Origin of the sequence: Demequina litorisediminis, assembly GCF_030161615.1 — a bacterium.
GTDB classification, from domain to species: domain Bacteria; phylum Actinomycetota; class Actinomycetes; order Actinomycetales; family Demequinaceae; genus Demequina; species Demequina litorisediminis.
The window spans coordinates 2,700,389-2,716,287 of sequence record NZ_BSUN01000001.1; the positions used below are offsets into that span (position 1 = coordinate 2,700,389).

Below are 15,899 nucleotides of genomic sequence, written 5' to 3' on the forward strand. Positions count from 1 at the left end.
TTAGGCCGATGCGTTCGCGCGGCCCTCTTCGCGCTCGCGCAGCGCACGGCGCAGCACCTTGCCCACATTGGTCTTGGGCAGTTCATCGAGGAACTCGATCTGGCGCGGGCGCTTGTAGCCCGTCAGGCGTTCGCGCAGGAACGCCGCGAGTTCCTCCTCAGTGAGCGACGGGTCACGTCGCACCACGAAGAGCCTTGGGCACCTCGCCCGCGTGATCGTCGGCGATGGGAATGGCGCCTGCCTCGAGCACCTTGGGGTGCTGCATTGCGGTGTCCTCGATGTCGCCGGGGTACACGTTGAAGCCGGAGACCACGATGATCTCCTTCTTGCGGTCCACGATCGACAGGTAGCCGGACTCGTCGATCGTGGCCACGTCGCCGGTGAGCAGCCAGCCGTCGTCGGTGATGACCGCGGCGGTCTCCTCGGGCTTGCGCCAATACCCCTTCATCACCTGGGGTCCCTTGACGGCGAGCTCGCCCGGCTCCCCGAGCGGCGCGTCGGCGCCGTCGTCGGTCAGCACCCGCACATCCGTGGAGGACAGCGGCACTCCGATGGTGCCCAGCCGGGGCGGCAGGTGCGTGGGGTTGACGCTGACCACGGGGGAGGCCTCGGTGAGCCCGTATCCCTCGACCATGTCGGTGTGCGTCACGTCCTTCCACTTGTGAGCCACGGCGGTGCGCAGCGCCATGCCTCCCGCCACCGAGATGCGCAGTCGCGACAGGTCTGCCTTCGCGAAGCCCTCGTTCTCCAAGAGTGCGCCGGCGAGCGTGGACACGAGCACGAGCACATGCGGCTTGGACTGGTCGATGGTCTTCACGAACGCCGGGATGTCGCGAGGATTGGTGATGAGGACGTTGTGGCCGCCCAGGCGGAAGAATCCGATGCAGTTCACCGTCAGCGCGAACACGTGATAGAGCGGCAGTGCCGCGATCACGGTCGAGTCCTCGTCGAGGACGGCGCGCATCTGGCCGATGAACTGGGCCTGGTTGGCCAGGAGGTTCCAGTGGGTCAGCATCGCGGCCTTCGTGCCGCCGGTGGTGCCGCCCGTGTACTGCAGGAAAGCGAGGTCCTCGGGCTCGACGCGCGGATCGGTGAACCGGCCAGGGTCTCCCGTGAGGAGGTCCCGGAACGCGATGGCGCCGGGGAGGTCATAGGCGGGGACCATCTTCTTGACCCGCTTCGCGACCAGGTTGACGATGGCGCGCTTGGGCTGGTGGAGCATGTCCCCGGCCTCGGTCACGATCATGTGCTCGATGGTGGTGTCGCCGACCACCTTGGAGGCGGTGGCCGCGAAGTTTGCCAGCACGATCATGGCGCGCGGCTCGGCGTCCTTGAGGACCGCCGCAAGGCTCGGTGGCCGTGTACAGCGGGTTGGCGTTGACGACCACGAGACCGGCGCGCAGCGCCCCGTACAGCGCCACGGGGTACTGGAGCAGGTTGGGCATCTGCAGCACGATGCGGTCGCCCTTGGTCAGGCCGAGCTCGTTCTGCAGGTAGGACGCGATGCGGGTGGCGATCTCGTCCACCTCGCGGAAGGACAGGGTGCCGCCAAGGTTGGAGAACGCGGTGCGGTCACCGTGGTGCTCGGCTGCCGCATGGGCGAGTTCGCCGAGGGAGTGCTCGGCTGGAGCGCTGATCCGGGGCGTCACGCCGGGGGGATAGTGCGCGAACCAGGGACGCGAGGCGTCGCCGACGGGGTCAAGGTTGACGGGCTGAGTGGTCATCTGCATCTCCATTGATGTGGATGGCTGGGGGACTTGTCGCGGTCAGGCTTGGGATGAGGGTACGCGAGTGTGGCGGGTCCAATCGCGCATCCAGTCCTCGACACGCAGGTGCGCGGGGAAGCCGCCGACGGCCTCCTCGAGGCTCATCGTGGTCGACGGTGCCGCCGGACTTCTTGAGGAACCTCGTGCGCACCAGGGCGTGCGCGTGCACCGTGTCTCCCACGCAGAAGCGCTGCTCCAGGTAGCCCCAGCGGTCGTCGAGGCCAAGGATCCGGGAGTGGATCTCGAAGCGCTGGCCCAGGCGCAGTTCCTTGCGGAAGGTGATGGTCTGGCCGGCGACCACGGGGAACCACCCGCGGCGTTCCAGGTCCTCCCAGAAGCCCGAGCGCATCATCAGGTCGAGCCTGCCGAGGTCCATGAGCGTGAGGTAGCGGCCGTTGTTCATGTGGCCCAGCACGTCCAGGTCCGTGGGCGCCACGCGAAACGGCGTGACGGCCGTTGACCACAGTGACAACGCGCCGCGGCGGCGCGAGCGCAGCCGCGTGAGGAGAAGGCGCCACCACAGGTTCACGGGCGCACTCGCATCCGTAGGTGTGGCTTGGCGCCGTCGCGGGTGGTGACCGCCGCGTCCCAGCCGCCGCCGGCATCGGCCGCATGAAAGCCGATGGTGCCAGGCAACAGGACCGGCTTCACGAAATTGACCTCGACGGAGTAGCGCTCGGGGAGCCGTGACTCGAGGGCGGCGAGGGCACGAGCGTGCGTCCACATGCCGTGAATGATGGGCCGGGCGAAACCGAACCCGCGGGCCGCGACTTTGCTGGTGTGGATGGGGTTGGGATCGCCGGAGACGCGTCGGTAGTCGCGGCCAAGAGTGGCGGGCAGCCGCCAGCGGGCGTGCGGCGTCACGGGGGCAAACGGCTCATGGGCCTCGTCGGTAGGCGTGCCCGGCGCACGCATCCCGGTGGCGAGGTATGTGCTCACGCCCTCCCACACCAGCGCGCCGTCGGTCGATACGGTCGCCTGCAGGTCCACGAGCGCGCCCCGTCGGTGCGAACGCACGTGGCCCGCACGTACCGCGATGTCGAGCGGCTCGCCCACGCGCACGGGACGGTGTTGCGTCATGGTGTTGGTGACGTGGACCGCGCCCACGAGACGGACGGAGGCGCGCGGGTCTCCCAGGAGATGGACGTGGAGCGGGAAGGCGAGCACGTGGAGCCACGTGGGCGGGACGGTGTCACGCAACGTGAACCCGGTGACGCGGCAGTAGTCGGCGAGCCTGGTGACGTCCTGGCGCTGACGCTCGAGGCGCACCTCGTGGCCCGGGACGGTGGCGTCCTTGGCGCGCGTCGGGACCAGGGCTCGCGCGAAGGCCGGGCCCAGGCGGGGGACGGCGTCGAGGCGCACGGTCTGCGTCATCACGCCCCCACGAGGTTCTGGCCGCATACGCGGATCACCTGGCCCGTGAGGCCCTGGGAGTGGGGGTCAAGGAGATAGCCGATGGTCTCGGCCACGTCCTCGGGGCGTCCGCCCTGGGACAACGAGTTGGAGCGCCGGAAGATCTCGCGCTGGACAAAGGGGATGCGCCCGGTCATTTCCGTCTCGATAAATCCGGGGGCGACGGCGTTGACGGTGATGCCTCGGGAGGCGACGTCGGGTGCCATGGCGGCGACCAGCCCCGCCACGCCCGCCTTGGAGGCCGCGTAGTTAGTCTGGCCCTTGTTACCCGCGAGGCCCGAGGTCGAGGCGATGCCGACGAGCCTGCCGCCCTCGGCGAGTCCGCCTTCGGTGGCGGGGTCCAGCAGGACCTCGTTGATGCGCATCTGGGCGGAGAGGTTCACGTCGAGCACCGACGCCCATCGGTCGGCGTCGGTGTTGGCGAGCATCTTGTCGCGGGTGATGCCCGCGTTGTGCACCACCGCGTAGAGCGGGAGGCCGCTGCGGGCCACGTGCGCGGCGATGGTGGCGCCGGCATCGGGCGCGGTGATGTCGAGCCTGCACCGCGGTGCCGCCGACCCTGTTTGCCACCTCGGCAAGCGCCTGGCCCGCCGGAGGGATGTCGACGGCGACGATGCGCGCGCCGTCGCGAGCCAGGGTGGTGGCGATGGCGGCGCCGATGCCACGGGCGGCACCCGTGACGACGACGACCTTGCCGTCGAGGGGGCGGTCGCTCAGGCCCTCGGCGGGCTGGTCGGCGGCGGCAATCGTCCACGCCTGCCCGTCCACGAACGCGGAGCGTCCCTGGAGCACGAAGCCCAACGTGGACACGAGGTCGCCGGGGCTGGCATCGGGTTCGACGTACAGGAGCGTGGCGGTGGCGCCGCCGCGCAGGCTCCTTGCCGACGGTGCGGTTGATCCCATCGAGGGCTCGCGCCACCGTGCGCTGTTCCCAGTCGCCGGCGCTGGGGTGCGCGATCACCACGATGCGTCCTGCACGCTCGATGCCGCGCACCGCGGGCCGCAGCACTGCCCGGAGTTCCTCGAGCCTGAGCGATGCGGGTGAGGCCGGTCGCGTCCACCACGAGGGCTCCGATGCGGCTCCCGTATCCGGGCGCGGGGTCGCCGCCGTCGTCGACCACGGGCGACTCGACCGAGCGTCCCAGGAGCCACAAGGTGCGACGCGCCAGGGTGCCGTCGCCGATCTGCGCGAGCACGATGGCGCCCTCGGGCCAGGTGCGACCGCGGCGCAGGCGGGGCGGCTCCTTGAGTCCCGCCTTGGCGGCGATCGCCTTGCCCGGCTTGGAGGTGAAGGCCTTCTCGAGCGCGCTCATCACACCGCCTCCAGGATTGCGACGACGCCCTGCCCGCCCGCGGCGCACATCGAGATGAGCCCCTTGGATCCGGGGCCCCGTGCGTGGAGCAATTTGGCGAGGGTGGGGACGATGCGGGCCCCGGTCGCCGCGAACGGGTGTCCCGCAGCCAGCGAGGACCCCGTGACGTTGAGCCGCGAGGGGTCGGCGGCGCCGATGGCCCCGTCGAGGCCGAGGCTGCGGCAGTAGTCGGCGTCCTCCCAGGCCTTGAGGGTGGCCACGACGGTGGAGGCGAAGGCCTCGTGGATCTCGATCAGCGCGAAATCGTCGGGCGTCAGGCCCTGGCGGGCGAGGAGGCGGCCGGTCGCCGCCACGGGGCCCAGCAGGAGGTCGTCGCCGCCGGGGTGATCGACGGCCGCCACCTCGGCGTCCACGAAGCGGGCGAGGATGGGCATGCCGTGCTCGCGCGCCCAGTCCTCGCTCGCCAGCAGCGCCGTCGCGGCGCCATCGGACAGCGCGGTCGAGTTGCCCGCCGTCATGGAGCCGTCCGGGCCGCCGAAGACGGGCTTCAGCGCCGCGAGCCTTCTCGACGGTGGTGTCGGGACGCATGATCGCGTCGCGGGAGACGCCGAGGTAGGGCGTGACGAGGTCGTCGAAGAAGCCATCGGCCCAGGCGGCGGCGAGGCGCTGGTGGCTCGCGGCGGCGAGGGTGTCCTGTTCGGCGCGGGTCACGTTCCAGCGCTCGGTGGTGAGCGCCTGGTGCTCGCCCATGCTCAGGCCGGTGCGGGGTTCGGCCACGCCGGGGGCCTGGGGGGCCAGGTGGCGAGGGCGCAGCCCCGTGAACGCCTTGGCTCGCTCGGCGGCCGAGCGTGCGCGGTTGGCCTTGAGGAGAGCCCGCTTGAGGCCGTCGCTCACGGTGATGGGGGCATCGGACGCGGAGTCGACGCCCGCGGACACGCCCACGTCGATCTGGCCCAGCGCAATCTTGTTCGCGATGTAGATGGTGGTCTCGAGCCCCGTGCCGCAGGCCTGTTGAAGGTCGCACGCGGGCGTGGCGGGGGACAGCGCGGAGCCTCAACACCACTTCGCGGGTGAGGTTGAAGTCCTTCGGGTGCTTCAGGACGGCGCCGCCTGCGACCTCTCCGAGGCGGGCTCCGGCGAGGCCGAAGCGCGCGACGAGTCCGTCGAGGGCTGCGGTGAGCAGGTCGTGGTTTGAGGCATCGGCGTACGGGCCGCCTGCCTTTGCAAAGGGGATACGGTTTCCCCCGATCACCACGGCGTTGTGGGACATGCTGCCTCCATCATTGGCGGGAACTGGTCAGCGTCAGTACGTGATACTCACGGTAGCAGATACTTCAGGTATCGGGTATGGTCGGCGTATGGCCATCGACGGCAGGGACACCCGCTGGGATCAGCACCGCACGCAGCGACGCCGCGAACTGGTGTCCGATGCGCTGCGCGCCATTCGTGTCCACGGCCCCGGTGTGGGCATGGACGAGATCGCCACCCGCGCCGGCACCTCGAAGACCGTCATCTACCGCCACTTTGGCGACAGGGCCGGGCTGTACGCCGCCGTCGTCGAGTCCGTGCATGCGTACATTCGCGACGGGGTGACCGAGGCGCTGCAGGCGAGCGAACACGGCGACCTTGCGCACCTGACCGACACGCTCGCCGATGGCTACCTCGGCCTGGTCGAGCGTGACCCGTACATCTACCGGTTCGTGATGAATGGGCCGGGGGAGCGGGCGCGGTCAATCCCGCGGGCCGTGTGCCCGATGTGATCGCGGACTACATCGCGCAGATCCTCGTGGAGCACGCGGGCGCGAACGGCATCGACCGGGCCACCGCGGAGACGTGGGGGCACGGCCTCGTGGGCTTCATCCATGCGGTCTCGGACCGGTGGATGGATGACCCTCACCGCGAGCCGCGCGCCGCCGTCGTGGCCCGCATCAGCCAGTTGTTTACGCCCGCCTTCGCGAGCGTCCTTGCGCCGCAATAGCGACGCTCTAACCCATCCGCCATCACCCCGGAGAGGCAACAATGACGTTGACCGATGAGACCGCCGCCCCCGTCCAGCACGAGAGCCTGACGGCGCTGGGCGCGCACCTGCGCACCGCCGTCGACGGGCCCTACGCCGCCGAGCGGGCCGTGGGCCGCGCCACCTTCCCCGCCGACGATCTGCTGCGCGACCCGGAACTCGACGTCGAGCAGTCGCGGGAGTGGACGCTGGGGAGGCTGCGCGAGCTCGAGCGGCACGGCTTTGGCCACGCAGGCGTTCCCGATGGGCCCAATTCCGTCTCGGACCCGCTGACGGCGGTCATGGCGTTTGAGATGCTCGCGCATGGCGACCTGTCGGTGACCATCAAGTCCGGCGTTCAGTTCGGCCTGTTCGGTGGCGCGGTGACCAACCTCGGCACCGAGTGGCACCACGCCACCTTTCTGCCCGGCATCACGGATCTGAGCCTGCTGGGCGGATTCGCGATGACCGAACTGGGCCACGGATCGGATGTGGCCAGCCTCGAGACCACCATCACGTACCTGCCGGAGTCCGACGAGTTCGAGGTGCACTCGCCGACGCCGGGCGCCACCAAGGCGTACATCGGCAATGCGGCCAAGGACGGGACCATGGCGGCCGTGTTCGGCCAACTGTGGGTGGATGGAAAGTGCCACGGCGTCCACGTGATCCTTGTGCCGCTGCGTGACGAGTCCGGCGCGGACCTTTCGGGAGTGACGACGGGGGACCAGGGCCACAAGGGTGGGCTCCTCGGCGTCGACAACGGCACCATTCGGTTCGACAAGGTGCGGGTCCCGCGGCGCATGCTGCTGGACCGCTTCGGCGGCGTCCGTGAGGACGGCACGTATGAGTCGCCGATCGAGAACGCCAACCGGCGCTTCTTCACGATGCTCGGCACTCTGGTGCGTGGCCGGGTCTGCGTCGGTGGCGGCGCGGGGGTGGCGGCACGCCGGGCGCTGTCCATCGCCACGCGGTACGCGCTGCGGCGCCGTCAGTTCCCGGCGGCCGGGCGCCCCGGCGGAGTCCTGCTCCTGGATTACGTGGTTCACCAGCGACGGCTCCTGCCGCGGGTGGCGCGCAGTTACGCGCTCGGCTTCGCGCAGAACGAGCCTGATTCAGGCGCTCGTCACGGTGCAGGGTCCGGGCGAGAGCACCGAGGCGCAGCAGCGCGAACTCGAGACGCGCGCGGCGGGCATCAAGGCGATCACCACATGGTTCGCGAACGATGCGGTGCAGGAGGCGCGCGAGGCCTGCGGAGGCTCGGGCTACCTCAGCGAGAACCACCACGGAGATGCGCAGGGACGTGGACATCTTCGCCACGTTCGAGGGTGACAACACCGTGCTGCTGCAGTCCGTCACGAAGGCGCTGCTGATGGACTACAAGCGCGAGTGGAGCGAGCCTGGACCGCACGGGAGTGCTGCAGGCGACCGCGAAGGTGGCGGGCGAGCAGGTCGTCGAGGCGACCTCCGCGAACCTCGTGCTCGACCGATTGGCAGGCGCGATTCGCCGCAGGCCAGAGGAGACCACGCTCACCGATCGCCGCTGGCACGCGCTGATGTTCGAGGAGCGCGCTCGGCACTCCCTCGAGTCGCTCGCTCGCCGCATGCGCGCCGCATCCACCGCGTCCGGCGACTCCTTCGAGGCGTTCAATGCGCTCGGTGAGCACGTCCAGTTCGTGGCCAAGGCCCACCTGGAGCGCCTGGTCCTGCAGGCGTTCATCGACGGGATTGAGGCCTGTGCCGATGTGGAGGCGCGCGGAGTCCTCGAGGATGTCTGCAGCCTGTACGCGTTGTCCTCCATTCACGACCAGCGGGCGTGGTACCTCGAGCACAACAGGATCAGGCTCCTCGAGGTCGAAGGCGATCGGCCAGCAACTCGACGATCTGTGCCGCAGGCTCAGGCCCCACGGACTCGCGCTGGTGGAGGGCATGGGGATCCCCGAACACTGGTTGGGGGCGGCGATCCTCAGGGACTGACTGACGGTCAGAAAGTCGCCGGTCTGCCTGGGGTTATCCTGGTTTGTGCTCGCCGTCGAGCGTGTCCCTGCTCGCTCGTCGAACGGCCTCGTCATGTCCCCTCTCAGCCCTGCCCGCACCCGCCTCGCGTTGGTGGCCCTCGCCATTGGTAGGCTTTGGCATCGGTACCACGGAGTTTGTGGCGATGGGCCTGCTGCCCGACATCGCCCGTGACCTGCTGCCGGGCCTGTGGGAGACCAGCCAGGAGGAGGCGCTGTCGCGCTCCGGTTGGCTGATCTCCGCGTACGCCGCCGGTGTGGTGGTGGGTGCGCCGACCATCGCGGCGGCGACAGCGAAGTACTCGCGCAAGACGGTGCTGACCATCCTGGCCGTGGTCTTCACACTCGGCACGGTGGCGTCCGCGACGGCGCCGACGTTCGAGACCGTAGTTGCGGCCAGGTTCGTCGCGGGCCTGCCGCACGGCGCGTACTTTGGCATCGCCGCGCTGGTGGCGGCGAGCCTCATGGGTGCCGAGAAGCGTGGCCAGGCAGCGGCATTCGTCCTCGCGGGCCTCACCATCGCGAACGTGGTGGGCGTGCCCGCGATCACGGCGCTGGGTCAGAGCGCCGGATGGCAGACCGCCTACCTGGCCGTCGCCGCGATGTTCGCGGTCGCCGCCGTCGCGATCGCGCTGTTCGTCCCTCAGCAGGGAGGGGATCCCACCGCGACGATGCGCCGCGAGGTGGCCGCGCTCGGCCGTCCCGCCGTGTGGTTCGCGCTGCTGACCGGAGCGCTGGGCTTTGGCGGGTTCTTCGCCGTCTACAGCCTACGTCTCGCCGCTCGCGACGGAGGTGACGGGCACCACGGAGGCCTTCGTGCCCTTCGCGCTCATGACCGTGGGTCTTGGCATGACGGTGGGCAACTTCGTGGGTGGCTGGATGGCCGATAGGGGCGCGCTGCGGGCGATCTTCACGCTGTTTGGGGCGCTCGCCGTGTCTCTGCTGGTCCTCATCGCCGCCGCGGGTTGGACCCCCGGACTGCTGGGCGGGCTGTTCCTGGTGGGGGCCTCGGCGTCCGCGCTCTCGCCTGCCATTCAGACCCGGCTCATGGACGTTGCTGGCGACAGCCAGACCATGGCCGCCGCGCTCAACCACTCGGCGCTCAACATCGGCAACTCGATTGGTGCGGCCCTCGGCGGTGCGGTCCTCGCGGCGGGGCTGGGTTATCTTTCGCCCACATGGCTTGGTCTCGTGCTCTGTGTGCCCGGAGCGCTGTGTGCCCTGGCAGGGTGGGGCGTCACGCGCCACGCAGCCGCCGCGCGCCTCACGAGCGCTACGGCGGCTCCAGCGGAACTGCGCGGCGCGGCCGATGCGTCCGATGGTCTTCCCGCCGGCGTTCCGCAGTCGCCGGCGCGCTGAGCCTACTTGTCTGAAGTCACGGCCGTCCGTGACGGCGGCACGGGTGGCCACACCGCATCTGTGAGGAATTGCTCGATGTCCCTGGCGATGACCCGGGCACCGCGGTTCGCGCTGATGGTGGACGCCTGCGGCCCGTAGCCCGCGAGGAACAGGCCCGGCACCGCGACGGCGTGCCCCTCGCTCACCATGACGCCCTTGCGTGCGTCGATGCCGAGCGGGGAGAGCAGGCCGAGGTCCGCGTCGAAGCCGATCGACCACACCACGGCATCGATGGCGGCGTAGGTGCCGTCGGCGAGCACCACGCCGTCGGTCACCATGCGGGTGAACATAGGCAAGCGGTGCAGGAGCCCCTCGCGCTTCATGCGGGCGATGGGCGGCGTGAGCGGCATCCCGGTGGTCGAGACGATGCTGGGCAGGGGCCGTCCGGCGCGCGCTGCCTCATCTTGAAGACGCACGGACTCGCGGCCTAGGTCCTCGCGCAGGCTCGACTCGCGGTCGTGGAACGTCACGGGGCGTCGGGTAAACCAGGAGACGGAACTCGCCACGGGGGCGATCTCGCGGATCATCCCCAGGGCGGACGCGCCGCCGCCGACGATCGCCACGCGCAATCCCGCGAAGGCCTGAGCGTCGCGGAACTCCGGGGTCGTGATCTGCAGGCCTCGGAACAGATCGGCGCCCGGCATGCTCGGCACCCGGGGGCTTCCCCAGGTGCCCACGGCGGCAACGACCACGCGTGCGCGGAACGTGCCCGCGGCATCGGCCGCGTGGACGTCAAAGCCACCGTCGGCGGCGCGCGAGACGGAGGCGATGTTGACGGGGCGTTGCACCGCGAGGCCGTAGTGGCGCTCGTAGGCGCCGTAGTAGTCGCGCACCACCACCGATGCCGGTGGCGAGGGCGGCGCGTTGTCGAAACTGACGCCGGCATCGGCCATGCCGGGCAGGTCGGCGATGCGATGCGCGTCGCCTAGCCGCAGCGAGTCCCAGCGATGCTGCCAGGCGCCGCCCGCGGTGGGGCCGCGGTCCACGATGGTGAAGTCCACTCCCGGACGCAGGCCGCGACGGATGAGGTGGTAGCCCACCGAGAGTCCCGCCTGTCCGGCGCCGATGACCAGGACGGGGGAGGAGGGCGCGCTCACCTGGATAGGTCTACGCCCGCGGGCGGCGTTCGGGCAAATGCGTGGCGTGAGGCTCGGCGCGTCGCAGGAACATGCTGCAGTGGAGGATGGCGACGAACGCGAGTCCCACGGCCGCGATGATGCCGAGCGTGGTGGCGATGGCGGCGAACCCGCGCTCGGGGTCGAGGAACGGGTAGGGGACCCAGCCGTCGCGGGCGGCGCGCACCAACAGGAAGGACGCCCAGCCCGCGGGGACGAGCAGCACGGTCCACCAGGTCGAGACGGGCAAGCGCCGGCGCTGGCCGACCAGGAGCCAGTCGGCGACCAGGACGATGCCCGCGCCGCCGTGGAGGACAGCGTTGGCCCACGGGAACAACGGGTTGGCGTGGGCGGCGAGGACGGCCCAGTAGACGGCGCCGGCGAGGAACAGGTAGGTGGCAGCATTCACGCGCAGCAGTTGCAGCCACAGGAGGTTGCGCTCGCCCGCGACGGCGGATCCGACGAGCGCGACCACGCCGGCGATGGCCGCCAGGGGAGTGAAGTAGCCCGGGAGCCTGGCCCCAGGTGAAGGTGCCGTGGGTGAGGTCCGCCCAGCCCTGGAACCCCAGTGACACGGCGATCACGAGGGCGGCGAAGAGACGGATGGTGCGTAGTGCGGCGTCGTTGCTCACGTTCGGCACTTTACCTGACCTTGGGGAATCGATGTGACAAATTTGCCCGTGTTGTGGGGTTTTGGGGGTGAAATTCGGGGGTAGAGGGTCGCCGGGGCACCGGCCCGGTGGAAGAATGGGCGGCGACGCCACGCATCAAACGAAGCCTCGGATCCGCGCCTCAGCGCGGGCATTGCTGGCGCGAGACCCCTGGTACCCAGGCGTGCGCTCGCGCGCCGAGATCATAAGGAGGATGCATGTCCGATCTCACCATCGAGACCACCACGGCAGGCTCGCTGCCGCGTTCGGCGGAACTCGTCGAGACGACGAAGACCCTGAAGGTCGCCGAGGACGGCTTCACGCTCATTCAGACCGACGAGTACAAGGAGAAGGCGGCCGCCGCGGTCACCGCGCTCGTCAAGCGTCGGCTCGACGCGGGCATCACGCGCGTGGGCGACGGCGAGTATGGCAAGGCCATGACGGCGTCGCACGACTTCGGCGCCTGGTGGAGCCTATTCGTTCCAGCGCACCGCCGGGTTGGCGCTTCCCCGGCCGATGCGCCGATGCCCGAGCCCGTACGCTCGACCCCCGGTCACGTGGAGCCTCACCACCATGAACGACCGCCGCGATTGGGTCGCCTTCGCCGAGGCCTACCAGGACCCGTCCTCGGGTGTCCTGCTTGGCGAGCCGCCGTTCTGGCCGCTCACGGTGTCGGACATCTCGTACCGTGGCCATGACCTCATCGCCGCGGACATCGCGAACCTCAAGGGCGCGATGGACGCGACCGGTCAGACCCACGGCTTCCTTACGTCGCTTGCGCCCGGCTCCGCCGCCCGCATCGGCAACGCCCACTACAAGGACGAGGCCGAGCACATCTGGGCCTGGGCCGACGTGATGCGGGAGGAGTACAAGGCCATCGTCGATGCCGGACTCACCGTGCAGGCTCGATGACCCGTCGCTCGCGGAGAGCCTGGGACCAGGTCAACCCCGAGCCGTCGGTCGCCGACTACCGCGCGTTCCTGCAGACGCGCATCGACGCGATCAACCACGCCATCGAGGGCCTTCCTCGCGAGCAGGTCCGTCTGCACATTTGCTGGGGCTCGTGGCACGGGCCCCACACCACGGACCTCGAGCCTGCGTCACATCCTTGACCTGCTGCTGACCGTGAACGCCGGCGAGTTCTCGTTCGAGGCGGGCAACGTGCGCCACGAGCACGAGTGGAAGGCGTGGCGCGACGTGTCCATTCCCGAGGGCACCGTGCTGGTTCCCGGTGTGGTGAGCCATGCGACCAACGTGGTGGAGCACCCCGAGCCTGGTCGCGGACCGCATCGAGCGCTTCGTGGACATCGTGGGCCCGCAGCATGTGGTCGCCTCGACCGACTGCGGCCTCGGCGGACGCGTCCACCCGCAGATCGCGTGGGCCAGGCTCGCGTCGCTCGGCGAGGGCGCGCGCATCGCGGCCCAGCGCATCGGCGGCTAGTAGTTCGTTTCGTTGGTGGCGGCGCCGGCTCCCTTTGGGGGCCGGCGTCGTTGCTGTGTGGGGCCGATGCCGTGGCTGGCTTCCCGAAACGTCGCCGACACGCGGCTCTGGCACCATAGACCGGCGCGCGACCCGCGCATCGTCCACCCGCCTTCCCCACCCTCGGAGGTTCAGCCTTGTCCGTCGTCGATCCGCCCATTGCCGAACGTCACGCGCTGTGGGAGGACGCGCTGGCGATTCCCACGGGCGCGTTCATGATGTCCTTCGGGCTGTTCTTGCTGGACCAGATCGGGGGAGTGTCTGGCGGTCTCGCGGGCGTCGCGATCCTGACGAGCCTACTGGACGGGCGCGGCGTTTGGGCTGGTGTTCTTCCTCATCAACGTGCCGTTCTACTGGCTCGCCGTGAAGCGCATGGGGTGGACGTTCACCGTCAAGACGCTCATCGCGGTGACACTGATCTCGGTGCTGACGTCCGTGCACGGGCTGTATCTGGACGTGTCCGGGATCAACCCGCTGTACGGGGCGGTGTTCGCCGGGCTCGCGATCGGCGTGGGCATGCTCATCATCTTCCGTCACGGGGCGTCTGCGGGTGGGTTCGGCATCCTTGCCGCATGGTTGCAGGAGACGCGCGGGTGGAGGGCCGGGTACGTGCAGGGCGCGCTCGACCTGGTGGTCGTGGTGGCCTCGCTTGCGCTGGTGCCGTTCCCGATCCTGCTGTGTTCGATCCTCGGCGCCGTGCTGCTCAACCTGACGCTCGCGATCAACCACCGTCCGGGCCGGTATTTCGGCTAACTCGGGCTTCGGTGGTCATCGCGACCCCGCGATCTGTGTAAACTATTCACCGGCCCAAGGCGAGGACGTCAAGTCCTTCGAGGCGGGCTGTTCGGGCTGTGGCGCAGGCTTGGTAGCGCACTTGACTGGGGGTCAAGGGGTCGCAGGTTCAAATCCTGTCAGCCCGACGAACTGCATACGGAAAGTCCTGGTAACTCGCGAGTTGCCAGGACTTTTTGCATGGAGTGGCGTGGACGGGTCGTCTTTTGACCATGGCTTTGGGCTCGCCGAGGCGCGCTCGGCTGGCTGCGGTCTGACACAGGCCGGCCCGTTCCTGTTGGCCCCGGTCGCCTGGGGTGCGCGCTCCACACCTACGTGGCATGAGCGCCGAACGCCGCACGGTGGACAGTTTCAGGAGCCTGGAGCCGCTACTCGATGTGAACGAGCCTGGCCGCATAACTGGGCGTGCCAGTCTCCACGGTCGACGACCCGCGGACTCGCGGCGTTCGGCCGCGCGGGTACCGCTTCGGCAAGCACCTGAAGTTATCGGTCTCGGACGTGCGCCTCTGGGTCGAGTAGCAGCGCGACGCCTCACCGGCGGAGGGGCGGTGACCCCGTGACCCGCGCGCGACTGACCATCGGCACCTTTGGCGGCATCACCTATCTCGAGGCTCCCCGCGGGCGCGTGGTCGCGCGGACCCGCTACCGCGACTGGGACGGGAAGAACTGGCTCGTCCAGGCCAACGCCAACACGCGCAGCCAGGCCGAGCAGGCGTTGAAGGCGAAGGCTCGCCGATCGGAGCCTGTTCCAGCCCGCCAGGCTCGGTCCTGTCACCCGACAGCCCCTTCCCGGACCGGGTCGCGTATTGGCCCGAGGATGTCGAGTTTGAGGCGCGGATCTCGAAGCGCACTCTGGAGCCTGTACGTGCGGGACATGCGCACGCTTGTGCTGCCGGTGTTCGAGGGCCTCACGCTGCGGGACATCGGGGTCGCCCGTTGCGACCAGTACCTCAAGGTGCTGGCGAAGCAGAGCCTACAGCCGCGCGCACGGGCGGTGCTCCGGCTCGCGCTCGAGCTCGCGGTGCGACACGAGGTGATGCCGCGCAATCCCATGGCTCACGTCTCGCCGCTGCGGCGCCCCGCGTCGCGACCGAACGCGTTGACGGCCACCGAGGTCAACGCGGTGCGCGCGGTTATTGCCTCGTGGGCGATGGGCGGCTCGTACACCGGCCCACCGCCGGACGGGCACTCGGAGCGATCGTCGAGGTCATGCTCGGCACCTCCGCCCGCATCGGCGAGGCCCTGGCTATCCGGCGCCGCGATGTCGACCTGACGACCGTGACGCCATCGAATCGCATCGCCGGCACCATCGTCAGCCTCCATGGTGAGCCGACGAAGCGTCAGGACCACCCGAAGACGAGGACCGTGGTGATCCCGTCGTTCACCGCCGAGGCGGTACGGCGCCGGATGGCGCGGTTGGAGGACCACTCGCTCGACGCGCTGCTGTTGTGCACGCGCGGCGGGACGCCGCTCACGACGAACAACGTGCGCCGTCAGTTCCGGATGGTGCTCGAGCGTGCCGGTATCACCGGGGTCACGCCGCACATGTTCCGACGCACCGTTGCGACCGCGATCAATGACGAGGGCGGGGTAGAGCCTGCGGCGGAACTGCTGGGGCACACGGACCGGCGGATCACGATCCATCACTACATCCAGGCGCCGGAGATGGTGAATCCGGCGACGGCTGCGATGCTCGACCAGGTGTTCGCGAAGGACGAGTGAGGCGAGCCGAGGTGCTCATGCCGTCAGTGTCGGGGGGAGCGGGCTGGGTGGTCGGCTCGTCGGGCGCGGTCGTCGGCTCCTGCTTGGCGCGGCGCGTGCGCTCGACGGCTCGGTCCGCAGTGCGGCCGAACACGACCAGGTCGTGGAACGTCGGCTCGAGCGGGGTGAATAGGCCGTCCTCGCCGCGCTGGAAGTGCTCCTGGCCGACGCGGACGTAGAGGCGGGCGCCGGCTCGCTCCGTG

General features: G+C 69.8%; 20 protein-coding genes, 1 tRNA gene and 4 pseudogenes. 15 read left to right on the forward strand and 10 right to left on the reverse strand.

All coding sequences use genetic code 11. From position 1 onward, the window contains the following. The 8 genes and pseudogenes from QQK48_RS16480 to QQK48_RS16515 form a co-directional block, all read right to left on the reverse strand. On the reverse strand, window positions 1-186 hold the full coding sequence (locus QQK48_RS16480; protein WP_284329148.1) for an AMP-binding enzyme: 186 nt from the start codon (window positions 184-186) through the stop codon (window positions 1-3). Then, window positions 173-1,312 carry an AMP-binding protein gene (locus QQK48_RS16485; protein ID WP_284329149.1) on the reverse strand — a complete coding sequence of 380 codons (1,140 nt, stop codon included), beginning with the start codon at window positions 1,310-1,312 and terminating at the stop codon, window positions 173-175. Before QQK48_RS16485 ends, QQK48_RS16480 begins: the two co-directional genes overlap by 14 nt. A 49-nt stretch (window positions 1,313-1,361) precedes the next feature. Then, window positions 1,362-1,736: pseudogene (locus QQK48_RS16490) on the reverse strand (AMP-binding protein); the annotation flags it as partial. Further along, the gene (locus QQK48_RS16495) at window positions 1,699-2,295 is read right to left on the reverse strand and encodes an acyl-CoA thioesterase (protein WP_284329150.1); all 597 of its coding nucleotides are present in this window, start codon (window positions 2,293-2,295) and stop codon (window positions 1,699-1,701) included. The gene QQK48_RS16495 and the pseudogene QQK48_RS16490, both read right to left, overlap by 38 nt. After that, window positions 2,292-3,140 (reverse strand): MaoC/PaaZ C-terminal domain-containing protein, encoded by an 849-nt coding sequence (locus QQK48_RS16500; RefSeq protein ID WP_284329438.1) that lies wholly within the window; start codon window positions 3,138-3,140, stop codon window positions 2,292-2,294. Before QQK48_RS16500 ends, QQK48_RS16495 begins: the two co-directional genes overlap by 4 nt. Next, window positions 3,140-3,989: pseudogene (locus QQK48_RS16505) on the reverse strand (3-oxoacyl-ACP reductase). The gene QQK48_RS16500 and the pseudogene QQK48_RS16505 overlap by 1 nt, the downstream one beginning before the upstream one ends. Then, on the reverse strand, window positions 3,893-4,492 hold the full coding sequence (locus QQK48_RS16510) for a hypothetical protein (RefSeq protein ID WP_284329151.1): 600 nt from the start codon (window positions 4,490-4,492) through the stop codon (window positions 3,893-3,895). The pseudogene QQK48_RS16505 and the gene QQK48_RS16510 overlap by 97 nt, the downstream one beginning before the upstream one ends. Continuing rightward, a pseudogene (locus QQK48_RS16515) lies at window positions 4,492-5,762 on the reverse strand (acetyl-CoA C-acetyltransferase). The gene QQK48_RS16510 and the pseudogene QQK48_RS16515 overlap by 1 nt, the downstream one beginning before the upstream one ends. A gap of 88 nt (window positions 5,763-5,850) precedes the next feature. Here QQK48_RS16515 and QQK48_RS16520 point away from each other — a divergent pair. The 7 genes and pseudogenes from QQK48_RS16520 (at window position 5,851) to QQK48_RS16545 (ending at window position 9,859) form a co-directional block, all read left to right on the forward strand. Next, a complete protein-coding gene (locus tag QQK48_RS16520) occupies window positions 5,851-6,252 on the forward strand; it encodes a TetR/AcrR family transcriptional regulator (RefSeq protein WP_284329152.1) in 402 nt (133 codons plus the stop codon). Continuing rightward, window positions 6,240-6,470 carry a hypothetical protein gene (locus QQK48_RS16525; RefSeq protein WP_284329153.1) on the forward strand — a complete coding sequence of 77 codons (231 nt, stop codon included), beginning with the start codon at window positions 6,240-6,242 and terminating at the stop codon, window positions 6,468-6,470. The genes QQK48_RS16520 and QQK48_RS16525 overlap by 13 nt, the downstream gene beginning before the upstream one ends. Before the next feature lie 482 nt (window positions 6,471-6,952). After that, a pseudogene (locus QQK48_RS22305) lies at window positions 6,953-7,537 on the forward strand (acyl-CoA dehydrogenase family protein); the annotation flags it as partial. Between the two features lie 79 nt (window positions 7,538-7,616). Next, on the forward strand, window positions 7,617-7,817 hold the full coding sequence (locus tag QQK48_RS22310) for an acyl-CoA dehydrogenase family protein (RefSeq protein ID WP_431308439.1): 201 nt from the start codon (window positions 7,617-7,619) through the stop codon (window positions 7,815-7,817). 83 nt (window positions 7,818-7,900) lie between these two features. Continuing rightward, window positions 7,901-8,614 carry an acyl-CoA dehydrogenase gene (locus QQK48_RS16535; RefSeq protein ID WP_284329155.1) on the forward strand — a complete coding sequence of 238 codons (714 nt, stop codon included), beginning with the start codon at window positions 7,901-7,903 and terminating at the stop codon, window positions 8,612-8,614. 32 nt (window positions 8,615-8,646) lie between these two features. Beyond that, window positions 8,647-9,390, forward strand: a complete 744-nt coding sequence (locus QQK48_RS16540) for an MFS transporter (protein ID WP_284329156.1) — start codon at window positions 8,647-8,649, stop codon at window positions 9,388-9,390. Continuing rightward, window positions 9,317-9,859: an MFS transporter gene (locus QQK48_RS16545; protein WP_348523707.1), complete on the forward strand. Its 543-nt coding sequence runs from the start codon at window positions 9,317-9,319 to the stop codon at window positions 9,857-9,859. The genes QQK48_RS16540 and QQK48_RS16545 overlap by 74 nt, the downstream gene beginning before the upstream one ends. Before the next feature lie 2 nt (window positions 9,860-9,861). On the opposite strand, the gene QQK48_RS16550 is transcribed toward QQK48_RS16545, so the two are convergent. Further along, complete coding sequence (locus QQK48_RS16550; RefSeq protein WP_284329157.1) at window positions 9,862-10,995, reverse strand: NAD(P)-binding domain-containing protein; 1,134 nt, start codon at window positions 10,993-10,995, stop codon at window positions 9,862-9,864. Between the two features lie 10 nt (window positions 10,996-11,005). Continuing rightward, entirely contained in the window at window positions 11,006-11,506 is a 501-nt protein-coding gene (locus QQK48_RS16555) for a Pr6Pr family membrane protein (protein WP_284329440.1), read from the reverse strand. Window positions 11,507-11,881: 375 nt separating this feature from the next. Here QQK48_RS16555 and QQK48_RS20705 point away from each other — a divergent pair, with 375 nt between their 5' ends. The 8 genes from QQK48_RS20705 to QQK48_RS16580 all read left to right on the forward strand — a co-directional run bounded on the left by QQK48_RS20705 (window position 11,882) and on the right by QQK48_RS16580 (window position 15,657). After that, window positions 11,882-12,361, forward strand: coding sequence for a uroporphyrinogen decarboxylase/cobalamine-independent methonine synthase family protein (locus QQK48_RS20705; protein ID WP_348523708.1), 480 nt, complete (start codon window positions 11,882-11,884; stop codon window positions 12,359-12,361). After that, entirely contained in the window at window positions 12,333-12,575 is a 243-nt protein-coding gene (locus tag QQK48_RS20710; protein ID WP_348523709.1) for a uroporphyrinogen decarboxylase/cobalamine-independent methonine synthase family protein, read from the forward strand. The genes QQK48_RS20705 and QQK48_RS20710 overlap by 29 nt, the downstream gene beginning before the upstream one ends. After that, on the forward strand, window positions 12,572-12,775 hold the full coding sequence (locus tag QQK48_RS20715; RefSeq protein WP_348523710.1) for a hypothetical protein: 204 nt from the start codon (window positions 12,572-12,574) through the stop codon (window positions 12,773-12,775). Before QQK48_RS20710 ends, QQK48_RS20715 begins: the two co-directional genes overlap by 4 nt. Window positions 12,776-12,906: 131 nt before the next feature. Continuing rightward, window positions 12,907-13,104 carry a hypothetical protein gene (locus QQK48_RS20720; protein ID WP_348523711.1) on the forward strand — a complete coding sequence of 66 codons (198 nt, stop codon included), beginning with the start codon at window positions 12,907-12,909 and terminating at the stop codon, window positions 13,102-13,104. Window positions 13,105-13,467: 363 nt separating this feature from the next. Continuing rightward, the gene (locus tag QQK48_RS16565) at window positions 13,468-13,896 is read left to right on the forward strand and encodes a YitT family protein (RefSeq protein WP_284329158.1); all 429 of its coding nucleotides are present in this window, start codon (window positions 13,468-13,470) and stop codon (window positions 13,894-13,896) included. Window positions 13,897-13,988: 92 nt separating this feature from the next. Continuing rightward, window positions 13,989-14,063, forward strand: a tRNA-Pro gene (locus QQK48_RS16570). 428 nt (window positions 14,064-14,491) lie between these two features. After that, window positions 14,492-15,208: a hypothetical protein gene (locus QQK48_RS16575; RefSeq protein WP_284329159.1), complete on the forward strand. Its 717-nt coding sequence runs from the start codon at window positions 14,492-14,494 to the stop codon at window positions 15,206-15,208. Then, on the forward strand, window positions 15,145-15,657 hold the full coding sequence (locus tag QQK48_RS16580) for a tyrosine-type recombinase/integrase (protein ID WP_284329160.1): 513 nt from the start codon (window positions 15,145-15,147) through the stop codon (window positions 15,655-15,657). The genes QQK48_RS16575 and QQK48_RS16580 overlap by 64 nt, the downstream gene beginning before the upstream one ends. Window positions 15,658-15,899: the final 242 nt, after the last annotated feature.